Here is a 14,107-nt window from a genome sequence, read left to right as displayed (position 1 = left end):
TTACAGATATAATAGAATGGAAAAACATAAAAATGGAAAATACAAAAGTAAAAATGCGAAGACGGGACAGAGAAATTACAGACAACGAAAAAATAAAAGAAATTATAAAAGCCTGTGACTGTTGCCGTCTTGGCTTAAACGATAATGGAAAAGTATACATTGTCCCACTAAATTTTGGCTTTACCGAAGAAAACGGAAACTATACATTTTACTTTCATGGTGCAAGAACAGGGAGAAAACTTGATATAATAAAACAAAATAACTACGTAGGATTTGAACTTGACACAAATCACAAAATTTATACGAAAGGCGATAAAGCCTGCAATTATACCGCCAGATTTCAAAGTGTAATCGGAAATGGGAAAGTTGAAATTATTGAAGATTCACAGGAAAAAATGAAGGCGTTGCTGGAACTGATGAAACATAATACTGGAAAAACAGAATGGGAGTTTGATGAGCAAATGTTGAAAGCAGTTTGTGTGTTTAAACTTGTAGTTGAGGAGATGAGCTGTAAGGAGCATGAATAGAAATTGCACTTATATAGTGCAAGAACTGGATGGTGAAATAATTGGGAATGTTTGGAAAAATAATAGATAAATTTCGGAATAAGGATAACGAAGAAGAAAAGTATTTAAAGATTGCAAAAGAACATATAGATAAGGCAGGAGAAAATTTAACAAAAGAACAAATTGATGAAATGATGAAGCTGGGAATGGATACATGGGAGTTTTATCCAGAAGTTTCAAAATTGTATTTTGAACGAATAGAAGATTATGTTCCAACAGCTTCAACGATGTTATCTACTTTTTACATGGGTAAAGATGAAAAACTATATGAAAAATATTGTTTAAAGGCTGCAAATAAGGGAGAAAAAGTAGCACAGAAGAGTTTAGTCATATTTTATGCAAAACAGAATAATGAAGAGAAAATGCTGGAATGGTACAATAAGCTTGATGATAAGGAAGATTACGATGTATTAGCCTACATGTCAAATTATTACATGTTTCAAGATAATTATGACAAAGTAAAAGAAATAAATTTTACAATATTAAAAAATAAGAAAGATGATAAGTATGCTCCAAATTGTTTAGGTGATGCATATTTTGTTGAAGGTGATTTTGAAAATTCTGAAAAATATTATAAAATGGCTTTGGAAAATGGAAGTCCTGATTCAAAGGATAAATTATTTAATCTTTATCAAACAACAGAAAATATAGAAAAGTTTAGAGAGTTAATTGAAAGAGATGAAACTAAAAGAGGAGAAGATTTTTTAAGCTTAGGAAACCTTTATTTTAATAAAAAAAATTATAAAATGGCTGAAAAATGGTACCTAGAGTCTGAAAAATTAGGATTTTTAGAAACAAAATATAATTTAGGATATGTTTATTATGAAATTGGAAATTTTGAAAAAGCTGAGAAGTATTTTCAGGAAGTAATAGAAAAAGTCCCACATCTTAAAGAAAGTGCTATTGAAAAATTAATAAATGTATATAACAGTCAAGCAAATGTCTATCTAACCAGTGGAGATTTTGATAAAGCTGAAAAATATTTAAAAGTATTGGTTGAAAAATATGGGATAAATGAATGCTGTTACAATTTAGCAGTAATAAATAGAAAAAAAGGAAATATAGAAAAATATAAAGAATATATTTTGAAAGGAATTGAATTTGGAGATAGAGAATGTATGTTTAATTATGCATTATTTATTTATTCTGAAACTGGAAAATATACTAATGAAATAGATAAGTATTTAAAAAATTCTGCTGAAGCAGGAAATGTTGAAGCAATGTATGAATTAGGACTTTTTGCTGATGAACAAAATAAAATAGATGATTCTAAAAAATGGTATAGAAAAGCAATTGAAAAAGGGCATACAACGGCTATGAATAATCTTGCGAATATTTATAGTGAGGAAGGAAATAAAGAAGAAGCAATGAAACTTTATCTGAAATCAGCTGAAAAAGGTAATCCTTTAGCATTTTTCAACCTTGGAAATTATTATGAAGAAAATAATAATATAAAACTTGCGAAAAAATATTATGGTAAAGTATTAGATTCATTAAAAGGTTATCCAACATGTAAAATAGAGCAAGAAGCCTTGGAAAAATTAAAAAGATTGGAGAATAATTCAGAATTAAGGAAATAATTAAAGATAGAAGGTGAAAAAATGTCAAAAAAATATGATTTTGAAACAATCTTAAGCAGAAAAGGGCAAGGCTCGTACAAATGGGAGCAGATGTATGAAGTGCTTCCAGAGCTGGAAGACGATATTATTCCGTTTTCTGTGGCGGACATGGAATTAAAGATTGCTCCTGAAATAACGGAAGGGCTGAAAAAGTATATTGATGAGGCGGTTTTGGGTTATTCGGGGACTTATCCTAAATATTATGAGGCTGTTATAAATTGGATGGAGAGAAGACACGGTTTTAAGGTGGAAAAAGACTGGATTTTGTGTACACCTGGCGTGGTTTCAGCTATATATGTTGCGATTAAGGCTTTTGCGAAGGAGGATGAAGGGGTAATTACGTTTACGCCTGTTTATTATCCGTTTTATAGTGCGATTACTTCAAATAAGAGAAAATTGGTGGATTGTGGCTTAGTTGAGAGTAAAAATGAGAATGGGGAAGCCAAGTATTATATTGATTTTGAAAAGTTTGAAGAGTTTGCAAAAGATAAAAATAATAAAATATTACTTTTGTGCAGTCCTCATAATCCGCTTGGGATTGTGTGGAGCAGGGAAGATTTGGAAAAGATTGGGAAAATTGCGGTTGAGAATAATTTGATTGTGATTTCTGATGAGATTCATTTTGATATTGTGATGGCTGGGCATAAACATACGGTTTTTCAGACTTTATCAGAGGAACTTGCTGAAATTACAATAACATGTACTGCCCCTACAAAAAGTTTTAATCTAGCTGGAGCAGGAATCTCAAATATAATTATTAGAAATGAAAAACTACGTAAGAAATTTAAGGCTGAAATGGAAAAAATGTCGATGCATGTTTTTTCAACATTATCATATAAGGCATGTGAACTAGCTTATACAGAAGCAAAAGAATGGCTGGAAGAATTTTTGCTATTAGTTGATAAAAATCAGAAATTGGTAAATAGATTTTTTGAAGAAAGATTTGTAGATTTGAAGGCACCACTAATACAAGGGACTTATTTACAATGGCTAGATTTTCGAGCATTGGGGCTTAAAAATACAGAACTCAAGGAATTTATGAATAAAAAAGCAAAAATATTTTTTAGTGAAGGATATACGTTTGGGAAAGATGGAAATGGATTTGAGAGGGTAAATCTGGCTGTGCCAACGAAATATTTGGAGAAAATGCTGGAAAGACTTTATGAAGTGATAAAGATGGACTTTTCACAATTTTGTAAATAATCCAATTTATTATTATTTTATGTTTTACTTTTTTAGGAATATTATGGTATAATATAAACGAAAAATAAAATTTTCTGCTTTAAAAATAAAAATTTTTGAAAAAAGGATGGAGAGATATTAAAATGAAAAAAGTTAGTAACTTTTTGATTGATGAGTGGAAATGTTTTGGAAAGAGAAAATGTAGGAGGGGAAATTGTGACAAAAAAATTGGATAATATTATTAAATCAGGAAAAGAAAAGATAAAAAAATGGAAAAAAATAGAAATTGGAATAATGGCATTAATTAATACAATTATAGGATTTAACACAAATGCAGAGCCATTAAATCTACCAAAGGAATATTCTGAAAATATTGTGGTAAAAGGGCAGGAAAAAGATGTTTTTGATTATGATTTTAATAGTGATGGGATAAATGAGAAAGTTGTTGTAACTTATAGTGCAGTAAATAATTTAATTGGGGCTGTTATTTCAATTTACACAAATCAAGGCGGGAAAGATATTTTGACATATCAAATAGCTTTTGATAAAAAATTTAATATAATGGAACTTCAGGCAATGCAAAAAATGCTCGATAAAGTAAAGGAATATTATCCTGAATATTCTAAAAATATTCAGCCAAATGAAACTAGATATATTACAATTTATGGAGATAATAAAACAAATGATATTGTTTTTGATAAGGTAAAATTTAATAATCATTCTCCCGAAAATACAAATAACTTTTTATTTATAAAAAAATCATCAAGTATGCTAGATGCTCCAAATGGAAGTGCAATAGCTGATTTGAAATTTAGTGAAAAACCTGAAATACTGTTTGACATGGTTTCAGATGCTCCAAATGCACAAACAAAATGGTATTATACTGAATTTACAAAAAGAATTACTACTAATGTAAGTAAAAAAGTTAATAAAGATAAAAATGGTAAAGTTATCGCAGAAAATCCAACAACTATCAAAGGATTTATTGCAGGAGGAGAAGATAATGTTTCTAGAAGAGGCTTTTATTGGGACAAAATGATTAGTAAGATAGAAATTGTAAACGACTTTATTACTAAAGCCACAAAAGCTAATGAGCAATTGTATATTGTTACAGAGTATGCTCCTCTATCACGTGATAAACCAAGTAAAAAGGATAAATTTGGAAATAAAAATAATCAAAGTATTATAGGTTATACAAATTCTAAAAAAGAAGGAGAAATAATTAATATCCCTGATCAGACAATTTTTAGAATAATTGGTGAAGTAAATAATATGTTAAAAATTGAAACACCATTCTATGGAGGACCTTATTTTATTGAGAAAAAGGAAGATACTTACAAAAAAATTGAAAATATAAAAGGTGAAGTAAATAAATTTGTTGCAATTGATCCAAGCAGCCAAACTGAAGTGCTTTTTCAAAGAAATCCCGAAACTGAAAAATATGAAGTTGTGACATATTCGTATGTAACAACAGGAAAAGATGGATGGGGTTCATATGAAACGCCACACGGAGCATTCTTAATAGCATTCACAAGACCATACATGACATTTACAAGACACGCAAGAGAAGGAGACAAAACTCTTCCTGGAAGATCTGATTTGACTATCGGAGGAAGTGCAAAATACGCTGTAAGATTCAGTGGTGGAGGTTATATGCACGGAATTCCTGTGGGACTTAATTTTAAAGGATCTACATTAAGCACGGGAACTGCTCAAAAAATTGGGACATACAAGGATTCTCATAAATGTGTAAGACACTTTGATGATCAGATTGAATTTATTGTCAAATGGATAAATGCAGACAGTAAAATCAAGGATAGAGACAACACAATTCCTGAAGAGCCTGTAATAGCAGTAGTTTTATAGAATAACCTTAAAATAAAGAATAAGGAGAAAAAATTTATGGTAAAAAAAATGAATTTACAAAAAATGAAATTTTTTATTTTGGCATTAATAATGATTTCTACAGTGTCAATAAATACTTTTTCTGCACCAAAAGAAACTCAAAAATTAGAATGGAAGCAAATTTCTTTAGAACCAGATTTAGATGGAGATGGAATTAAAGACAAAATTGACGTGGATTATGCAGTAGAAGGAAATAGCGTACATTTAAAATTTACTCCATATTTATTTAGTGAAAAAGCTAAATTTATGAAAGGAAAAAGTGTAGAAAAAACAATAAGTAAATCTGAATTTGAAGTAAAATTTGATACCTTTATAAAAGGATTTATAGCAGAATATCCTAAAAAATCAGGAATTTCAGCTAAATCAAAACAAAATACACAAACTCAAATTCCAGAAAAACAGGAAACAGTAAAACCAGCAACACCAACAGGAACTAAAGTTAATGATGGAAATAAAAAAACCAATTTACAAAATGATTCTCAAAAAAATGACAAGCCTATAAAAAATAATACAGAGGATCAAAAAACAACTAATATGAAAAAAGCTCAAGATTCTATAATTGAGGAGAATAAAAAAGGTGATAATTCAAGTGAAAATACAAAAACAGAAACACCTAAAAATACAAGTTCAAATTCTCCAAAGGGATCTCATCCTTACATAAAGGAATTTTCAGCCCAAAGACCTAAAAATCTTACTTTTAATTTTCAATATGATAAACATTCTCCAAAAGATATGGATGAATTTGTTTTCATAAAAACTGCAACAAATATAAAAAAAGAGCCAAGTTCAAACTCTAAAACAATAAAATCTGCATCCTATTCTCAAAAATACAAAACTATAGGTATTGTAGGAAGTAAATCAGATGAATGGTATGAAGTATTTTTTGACAATCAGATTGGATATATTCCAAAATCTGCTGCTGAAAAAAGAGAATTTGACTGGAATGACATGATGAATAAAGTTGAGAAAACAAATAAATTCATAAATGAGGCACTTTCAGCAAATAAAAAATTATATGTTTTAGATGACTATATTCCCCTTGGCGGTGGAGAAAATGGAAAACGTGATAAATTTGGAAATCGTGCTAACCAAAGTGAATTTGGATATTTGGACAAAACTTTTAAAGACTATATAAATATTCCAGATAGAACTATTATGGTTATTGATGAACAGAATGACAAATATATCAAAGTTAAAATAGATGCTTATGATAGCGGTACTTATTATTTAAAGCCTTCTACAGGTAAATATTTAAAAGATGCTGGAATTACAGGAGAAATAACTAGATTTATCTATGTTGACAGAGCTAGCCAAAATGAAATGATTATTGAAAAATCTGGAAATGACTGGAATGTTGTAACTTCTTCATTTGTAACTACTGGAAAAGATAGTGGAAATTCATTTGCCACTCCTTATGGAACATTTTTAATTGCCTATTCTAAACCTGTAATGCAATACACAGGTTCAGATAATAAAACTGTCGTCGGAGATGCAAAAAATGCAGTAAGATTTAGTGGTGGCGGTTATATGCACAGCATCCCATCATTATTTGAACCCAAAAATACAAGAGAGCAAAGAAAAGCTGCAACAGCTAAAAAAATTGGAACTTATCCAGAATCACACAAATGTATAAGACATTATGATGATCAAATCAAATTCATTTATGACTGGTTAGGAAATTCTACACCAGGACATAAGGAAGGTTTTAGAGTTCCTACTGTTCCTACTGTAATGCTAGTTAAATAAAAATCTATTTAAGAGGGTATCTCAAAATGAGATAGCCCTTATTTTTTTATAACAGTAGATTGTAAGTATAATTGTCACTTTTTACGAAATATATTTTTATACTTGGAATATTATTAAAAGGTATTCATACGTCTGTTTATAGTAAAAAGAAAGGACTTCTAAAGTAAAATATAAATCCTATGAAAAAACATTGAACATACTAAATAAATTAGAAAAAAATAAAACACCCTAATTTAGAGTGTTTTATTTCTTATCGATTCTACTATTTTATAAATCATTTTAAATAGTTATTTTAAAAGTTTTGAATTAACTTTACTTTTTAATCCAAGGCATTAATTTTCTTAATTCCGCTCCAACTTTTTCTACGCCATGATTAGCAAATTCTTGTCTTTTTTCTTTTAAGAATGGCTGTCCTGCTTTGTAGTCCGCTAAGAAGTCGTCAGCAAATTTTCCTGATTGAATATCTTTTAAAACACCTCTCATAGCTTCTTTAGTTTCAGGTGTAATAATTTTCGGACCAGTCAAGTAATCTCCATATTCAGCTGTATTTGAAATAGAACTTCTCATTGTTGCAAGTCCACCTTCATAAATTAAGTCTACAATTAGCTTCATTTCGTGAATACACTCAAAGTAAGCATTTACTGGGTCATATCCAGCTTCTGTCAATACTTCAAATCCAACTTTCATAAGTTCTACAACTCCACCACATAATACTACTTGTTCTCCAAATAAGTCAGTTTCTGTTTCTTGTCTGAATGTAGTTTCAAGAATTCCACTTCTTCCTCCACCAATTGCTGATGCCCAAGCTTTAGCTACTTCCATAGCATCTCCTGCTGGATCTTTTTCCACTGCTACTAAACAAGGTACTCCACTTCCTTCTTGGAAAGTTCTTCTTACTAAGTGTCCAGGTCCTTTAGGTGCAACCATAAATACACTTATATCTTCTCTTGGAACTATTTTTTCAAAATGAATATTAAATCCGTGTCCAAATGCAATGTATGCTCCTTCTTTTAAGTTTGGTGCAATGTCTTTTGCATAAACTTCTGCTTGTAATTCATCTGGAATCAAGATCATAACTATGTCTGCACCTTTTACAGCATCTGCAGTTTCTTTAACTGTAAATCCAGCTTCTGTAGCTTCATCCCAAGATTTAGAACCTTTTCTAAGTCCAACAGTTACATCAAATCCACCTTCTTTTAAGTTTAATGAATGAGCATGTCCTTGTGAACCATACCCTAAAACTGTTATTTTCTTCCCTTCCAATTTACTTAAATCACAATCAGCGTCATAATAAACTGTTGTTCCTAAAATGTTTCCTGCCATTTTTGAGTCCTCCTAAATTTTTATTTAAATTTGCACACTTATATAATATAACATTTTCCAAATTTTTTCAAATTTTTTTTAAATATAGCTATTATTTTTATAAAAAATACTATCCTGTACTATATGTATTACATTTTGAATTTACACAAATTTTTGGACACTTTCGATCATTTTATTAAATATGAATTTTTTATTAATCTTTGTTATACTTTTTACCAAAATTTTCAATTTTCAAATTTACTGAAAAATCTTTTTATTTTGTCTTTAAATGAATGTGCCTTTTTATAATTTTTTTTATTATCAAGCGAACCATCAAATTCACGTAAAATATCCTTTTGCTTATCAGTAAGGTTTGTTGGAGTTTCTATTTTTATTTCTACAATTTCATCTCCTCTGTTTTCACTTCGACTATATTTTATTCCTTCATTTCTCAATCTAAAAATTTTTCCATTTTGAGTTCCTTCTGGAATTACTATTTTTTTCTTGCCACTAAGTGTAGGTACTTCTACTTCACCACCTAAAATGGCTGTTGTCATTTTTAGAGGTATTTCACAATGAATATCATATTCACTTATCCTATCAAAAATATCATGTCTTGCAACAGTTATATAAACTCTTAAATCTCCGAAAATTCCACCATTTGCCCCTGCATCTCCACAATCTCTTACTATTAATTTTTGTCCAGTTTGAAGACCTGATGGAAATCTTACTTTTTTTGTAAATGTTTCTCTTTCTAAGCCTATTCCGTGACAAGTATGACATTCTTTTTCAGGTATTTTTCCAGTTCCATGACACTTATCACATTCCTGTATCCCACTCGCCATTCCAAACAATGTTCTTTGCTGCACTTTTATATGTCCTGAACCATTGCATTTATCACACGTTTTCGTACCGTGTCCAGGTTCAGCACCGCTTCCATGACAAGTGTGACATTGTCCATTTCTTTTATATTTTAATTCCTTTTCTGTACCAAAAGCTACTTCTTCAAGAGTTAATGTTAAATTGTATCTCAAATCATCCCCTCTATGCACTCTTGGTCCTTGACTTTGTTGACCTCTTCCACCAAAAAAACTTCCAAAACTTCCAAAAATATCTCCTAAATCTTCAAAATCAAATCCACCAGCACCGCCAAAGCCGCCAAAACCTTGTCCTCCAAAGCCACCTGCTCCAGCTCCGCCATTTTCAAATGCCGCATGTCCATATTGATCATAAGCTGCCCTTTTTTGTGGATCGCTTAACACTTCATTTGCTTCTTGTACTTCCTTAAATTTGGCTTCAGCTTCAGGATTATCCTTATTTCTATCTGGATGATATTTTTTCGCCATACTCCTATACGCTTTTTTAATATCCTGTTCCGAAGCGTTTTTGGGTACGCCAAGCACTTCATAATAATCTTTTTTTGCCATTTTCTATCTTTATATCCTTTCCACTTCTGCAAATTTTATTTTACCTATTTTTTATAATAAAATTTTTTTAAACTGTAATTTTTCTATTATTAAATTAAATACTTCCAATTAGGCTTACTAAACTGAATAATACTAACATTTCATTATTTATATTTTCCATACCTTTAAAATACATTATAGAACCAGGATATCTATAAAGTATAAGCCCTATCATAAGAGCAATTAATAAATATAAACCTCCTATTACAGGTTCTTTAATTTTTCCAACTTCCTTTACTTTATTAAAAACGGAACTAATTGAAATATACATAAATACTCCGTATAAAAATGACTTAAAACTCGTATCTAGCGGGAGCATATAAATTGCAACTATTAACAAAGTTTCTACAATTGCATTTTCAAATCCTACTTTTAGTGTTTTACCAACAAAACAATAAATAACTAATGCAATTAAAAAATATACAAATAAATACATTATATTCGAAAAATTAAAATTAAAGTTATAACTTAACATTCCAAACGATACTGAACCTACAAAAATTGCAAATTTTTTTAAGTCATTTTTTAGCAGATCTAACATTTTCACTTCCTTCTATTATACAATTCCATAAAAATATCTTCTAAATTGTCAGGAACTTATAATTTTTTTTAGGTTTCTAGCTGATGTCCAAAAAACTATAATTATCCATTAATTGGTTTTCCAGCTAATTGAATATATTATAACCTAATTTTCCGATAAAACCAACATAAAATTTGAATTTTTATCTATTTTTTCCCTTCAATAACTAATTTTGCAAAAAAGTTTTCACCATTTTCCAATTTTAGAATCCCTGTCTTTTCTTCCAATTTCCCTGTACAGTTTTCAAAATCTGAAATTCCATACCAAGGTTCTATACACACATAAGGAGCTTTTGGCTTACTCCAAAATGCAATATACGGGAATCCTTTATATTCAACGCTTAATTCTTTAGAATTTTTATTATTTTTTATTGTAACTTTTTCTGATTTTAAACCTTCAAATACTATTGCATCATCATCAAATACATTTTCAGTAATTTGAATCTTGTTAGTATTATTCAAATAATCAACTTTTTCATCAAAAACTAGCCCATTATTAGTAAGTTTATATTTTTGCGAAGTTTCATTTTTTTCAAATTCCAAGTAATAGTCATCTAATTTTAGACCATCGTTCACATTAAGTGCAAATGCAGGATGTGTTCCTAGTGAAAAATACATCTCAGAATTATTTTTATTTACAACATCATATCCAATTTCCAAGATACCGTCATTAACTGTATAAGTTAAAAACAAATCAAATTCAAACGGATATTTTTTTAAAGTTTCACTATTTGAAGAAAATCTAAATTTCAAAGAATTTTCAGTTTTTTCAACAAAATCAAAATCTTCTGTTCTTGCAAATCCATGTCGTGTAGTGATTTCATAGTCTTTCCCTTTATAATTGTATACTCCATTTTTTATGCTACCTACAAACGGAAACAACACAGGTGAGCTGGCAGCCCAGATTTCAGGATTTCTATCCCACATAAATTCTTCTCCATCTACCTTGTAACTTCTCAATTCAGCCCCTCTATCAGCAACTGCGATTTCAACACTTCCACATTTTAAAGTTCTTACTGTACTTTCCATCTTTAACACATCCTTTTCTTAAAATTTTTATTTATTTTTATTTTTTAATTTTATTATCTCAATTTCAAATTTATTTTTTTATTCAATTTCTATTTCTGAAAAAATAATGTCTACGACTTTTTCTAAAATATCCTCTGGTAATTTTTCAATAATTTTATAACTTCTTTTATTAATATCCAAAGATTTAAGGTGTTCACATAAAATTATGCCCATCGTAGCAGTCCGATTGTCTAATTTTATATGAAGCGGAAATTTGTCTATTGAATCTGTAATTGGACAAACTAAAACTAAATTTGTTACCCTATTGAAAGTACCATTACTTACTATAACCGCAGGACGATATCCAGCTTGTTCATGTCCCATCTGCGGATTAAAATTTATCTTTATTATATCCCCTTGTTTTACCATACCTCTTTACCTACTGGTTCTCCCCAATCTATTTCCTGTTTTTCATAATCCTCATTATAATTTGCAAACAATTCCTTTATTGTCTTTCTTTTTTCTTTTTTTATTTTTTTTAATTTAAGGCAATTATCTCCCTCTTCTATCAAAATAGTATCATTTACTTTTAAATCAAGTATTTCCAATATTTTTTTAGGAAGTCTTATTCCCTGACTGTTTCCCCATTTTTGTATTTTTAAAACCTCTGCCATAATAATCTCTCTTTCTATTAAGTATATACATAGTATATACTTTTTTTTATGAAAAAATCAATTATTTTTTACAAAAGAAGGAGAACTAATTCCCCTTCTCAATCCTATCTTTCACTTTAAATTTCTACTTCTTAAATTAATCCACAACTTCCGCATCTTCCACATTGTCAGCGCTAGAATTATTATTATCTCCAGCCGCTTCTCCACCTTGTGCTCCTTGTTGAGCTGCTGCTTCTTGGTACATTCTAGTTGCAAATCCTTGAGATACTTTCGACAATTCTTCGATTCCTTTTCTGATTGCTTCGATGTCGTCTCCATCTTTTACTTTCTTCAATTCTTCGATTGCTTTTTCGATGTCTTCTTTTTCAGTTCCTTGCAATTTAGATTCATTTTCTTTTATAGTTTTTTCAGTTGCAATTACTAATTGGTCAGCTTGGTTTCTAGCTTCTACTAATTCTTTAAACTTAGCATCTTCAGCTTCATTTGCTTCAGCGTCTTTTTTCATTTTTTCGATGTCTTCTTTAGACAAATTAGATGAACCAGAAATTGTTACTGTATTTTCTTTACCAGTTCCTAAATCCTTAGCTGATACATGCACGATACCATTTGCATCAATATCAAATGTTACTTCGATTTGAGGTACTCCTCTTGGTGCAGGCGGAATGTCATTCAAGTTAAATTCTCCTAATTTATGGTTGTCAGCCGCTCTAGCTCTTTCCCCTTGCAATACAACGATTGATACTGCTGGTTGATTATCAGCCGCTGTTGAAAATACTTGTGATTTTTTAACAGGAACTGTAGTATTTCTATCAATAATCTTAGTAAATACTCCTCCCATTGTTTCAATTCCTAATGACAATGGAGTTACATCTAATAACAATACGTCTTTAACATCTCCCATTAATACTCCACCTTGAATAGCTGCTCCTGCTGCTACAACTTCATCAGGGTTAATTGATTTATTAGGTTCTTTTCCAAAGAATGATTTAACCCATTCTTGAACTGCTGGGATTCTTGTTGATCCACCAACTAACAAGATTTCATCAATTCCACTTGGATCTAAATCTGCATCTTCTAATGCTTGTTTAACAGGTCCTTTAGTTGCTTCAACTAAATCTTTTGTCAATTCATCAAATGCCGCCCTAGTTAATTTCTTTTCCAAATGTTTTGGTCCAGTTGCGTCCATTGTAATGAATGGCAATGAAATTTGTGTTTCTAATGTTGTTGATAATTTTTTCTTAGCATCTTCTGCTGCATCTTTCAATCTTTGAATTGCCATTTTATCATTTCTTAAATCAATTCCAGTTTCTTTTTTAAATTCATCAGCTAACCAGTCAATAATTTTTTGGTCAAAGTTATCTCCACCTAAGTGGTTGTTTCCTGAAGTTGAAATAACTTCTACTACTCCATCTCCAATTTCCAATACTGATACGTCAAATGTACCTCCACCTAAGTCAAATACTAATACTTTTTCTTCTTTTTTCTTATCTAATCCATAAGATAATGCCGCTGCTGTTGGTTCATTAATAATTCTTTGGACTTTCAGTCCTGCAATTTCTCCTGCATCTTTAGTTGCTTGTCTTTGAGCATCAGTAAAGTAAGCTGGTACAGTAATTACTGCTTCTGTTACAGTTTCTCCTAAATAGCTTTCAGCATCTTTTTTCAATTTTTTCAAAATCATTGCTGAAATTTCTTGTGGTGTATAATCTTTTCCATGAATATTTACTTTATAATCTGATCCCATTTGTGTTTTAATTGAAATTACTGTTGAATCAGGATTTGTAATTGCTTGTCTTTTAGCAATTTCCCCAACTATAATTTCTCCATTATCTTTAATATTTACTACTGAAGGTGTTGTTCTTCCTCCATCACTATTTGGTATTATCGCAAAGTTTCCACCTTCCATAACTGCCACGCAGCTGTTTGTTGTTCCTAAATCTATTCCTATTATTTTACTCATATATATCATTCTCCTTAATTTTCAATTTATTTAAATTTATTTAAATTTATTTAATTTTTTTATAAAAGTCTTATTTTAAAATTTATTCTTTGAATTTTCA

12 protein-coding genes are annotated in these 14,107 nt (G+C 29.9%); 5 read left to right on the top strand and 7 right to left on the bottom strand.

The genetic code is table 11. The features are described 5' to 3' along the window. Positions 1–32 precede the first annotated feature (32 nt). From F1564_RS02100 to F1564_RS02080, 5 genes are all read left to right on the top strand, one after another. On the top strand, positions 33–527 hold the full coding sequence (locus F1564_RS02100; protein WP_018450832.1) for a pyridoxamine 5'-phosphate oxidase family protein: 495 nt from the start codon (positions 33–35) through the stop codon (positions 525–527). 47 nt (positions 528–574) lie between these two features. Further along, a complete protein-coding gene (locus tag F1564_RS02095; protein WP_232053387.1) occupies positions 575–2,146 on the top strand; it encodes an SEL1-like repeat protein in 1,572 nt (523 codons plus the stop codon). Positions 2,147–2,167: 21 nt separating this feature from the next. Beyond that, positions 2,168–3,388: a MalY/PatB family protein gene (locus F1564_RS02090; protein WP_018450834.1), complete on the top strand. Its 1,221-nt coding sequence runs from the start codon at positions 2,168–2,170 to the stop codon at positions 3,386–3,388. A 195-nt stretch (positions 3,389–3,583) separates the two neighbouring features. Continuing rightward, a complete protein-coding gene (locus F1564_RS02085) occupies positions 3,584–5,233 on the top strand; it encodes a L,D-transpeptidase (protein ID WP_040505648.1) in 1,650 nt (549 codons plus the stop codon). A gap of 36 nt (positions 5,234–5,269) precedes the next feature. Then, the gene (locus F1564_RS02080; RefSeq protein WP_018450836.1) at positions 5,270–7,018 is read left to right on the top strand and encodes a L,D-transpeptidase family protein; all 1,749 of its coding nucleotides are present in this window, start codon (positions 5,270–5,272) and stop codon (positions 7,016–7,018) included. 312 nt (positions 7,019–7,330) lie between these two features. Here F1564_RS02080 and ilvC read toward each other — a convergent pair whose 3' ends face one another. The 7 genes from ilvC to dnaK form a co-directional block, all read right to left on the bottom strand. Then, complete coding sequence (ilvC, locus tag F1564_RS02075; RefSeq protein WP_018450837.1) at positions 7,331–8,341, bottom strand: ketol-acid reductoisomerase; 1,011 nt, start codon at positions 8,339–8,341, stop codon at positions 7,331–7,333. A gap of 224 nt (positions 8,342–8,565) precedes the next feature. Then, a complete protein-coding gene (dnaJ, locus tag F1564_RS02070; protein WP_018450838.1) occupies positions 8,566–9,747 on the bottom strand; it encodes a molecular chaperone DnaJ in 1,182 nt (393 codons plus the stop codon). Between the two features lie 94 nt (positions 9,748–9,841). After that, positions 9,842–10,327 carry a hypothetical protein gene (locus F1564_RS02065; RefSeq protein WP_018450839.1) on the bottom strand — a complete coding sequence of 162 codons (486 nt, stop codon included), beginning with the start codon at positions 10,325–10,327 and terminating at the stop codon, positions 9,842–9,844. A 185-nt stretch (positions 10,328–10,512) separates the two neighbouring features. Beyond that, a complete protein-coding gene (locus F1564_RS02060) occupies positions 10,513–11,394 on the bottom strand; it encodes an aldose 1-epimerase family protein (RefSeq protein WP_018450840.1) in 882 nt (293 codons plus the stop codon). A gap of 78 nt (positions 11,395–11,472) precedes the next feature. Continuing rightward, positions 11,473–11,802 (bottom strand): type II toxin-antitoxin system PemK/MazF family toxin, encoded by a 330-nt coding sequence (locus F1564_RS02055; RefSeq protein ID WP_018450841.1) that lies wholly within the window; start codon positions 11,800–11,802, stop codon positions 11,473–11,475. Next, entirely contained in the window at positions 11,796–12,047 is a 252-nt protein-coding gene (locus F1564_RS02050; RefSeq protein ID WP_018450842.1) for an AbrB/MazE/SpoVT family DNA-binding domain-containing protein, read from the bottom strand. The genes F1564_RS02055 and F1564_RS02050 overlap by 7 nt, the downstream gene beginning before the upstream one ends. Positions 12,048–12,183: 136 nt before the next feature. Beyond that, a complete protein-coding gene (gene dnaK, locus F1564_RS02045; protein ID WP_018450843.1) occupies positions 12,184–14,007 on the bottom strand; it encodes a molecular chaperone DnaK in 1,824 nt (607 codons plus the stop codon). Positions 14,008–14,107: the final 100 nt, after the last annotated feature.

The sequence above is a fragment of the Leptotrichia shahii genome, from assembly GCF_008327825.1.
GTDB classification, from domain to species: Bacteria; Fusobacteriota; Fusobacteriia; order Fusobacteriales; family Leptotrichiaceae; genus Leptotrichia; species Leptotrichia shahii.
The sequence above is the reverse complement of the archived record's forward strand: the minus strand, read 5'-3'. Positions and strand labels throughout refer to the sequence as shown.

Excerpts from the sequence above, each read along its gene's own strand:
- F1564_RS02100 (WP_018450832.1), top strand. The coding sequence starts at position 33 with ATGGAAAATACAAAAGTAAAAATGCGAAGACGGGACAGAGAAATTACA.
- F1564_RS02095 (WP_232053387.1), top strand. The coding sequence starts at position 575 with ATGTTTGGAAAAATAATAGATAAATTTCGGAATAAGGATAACGAAGAA.
- F1564_RS02090 (WP_018450834.1), top strand. The coding sequence starts at position 2,168 with ATGTCAAAAAAATATGATTTTGAAACAATCTTAAGCAGAAAAGGGCAA.
- F1564_RS02080 (WP_018450836.1), top strand. The coding sequence starts at position 5,270 with ATGGTAAAAAAAATGAATTTACAAAAAATGAAATTTTTTATTTTGGCA.
- ilvC (WP_018450837.1), bottom strand. The coding sequence starts at position 8,341 with ATGGCAGGAAACATTTTAGGAACAACAGTTTATTATGACGCTGATTGT.
- dnaJ (WP_018450838.1), bottom strand. The coding sequence starts at position 9,747 with ATGGCAAAAAAAGATTATTATGAAGTGCTTGGCGTACCCAAAAACGCT.
- F1564_RS02065 (WP_018450839.1), bottom strand. The coding sequence starts at position 10,327 with ATGTTAGATCTGCTAAAAAATGACTTAAAAAAATTTGCAATTTTTGTA.
- F1564_RS02060 (WP_018450840.1), bottom strand. The coding sequence starts at position 11,394 with ATGGAAAGTACAGTAAGAACTTTAAAATGTGGAAGTGTTGAAATCGCA.
- F1564_RS02055 (WP_018450841.1), bottom strand. The coding sequence starts at position 11,802 with ATGGTAAAACAAGGGGATATAATAAAGATAAATTTTAATCCGCAGATG.
- F1564_RS02050 (WP_018450842.1), bottom strand. The coding sequence starts at position 12,047 with ATGGCAGAGGTTTTAAAAATACAAAAATGGGGAAACAGTCAGGGAATA.
- dnaK (WP_018450843.1), bottom strand. The coding sequence starts at position 14,007 with ATGAGTAAAATAATAGGAATAGATTTAGGAACAACAAACAGCTGCGTG.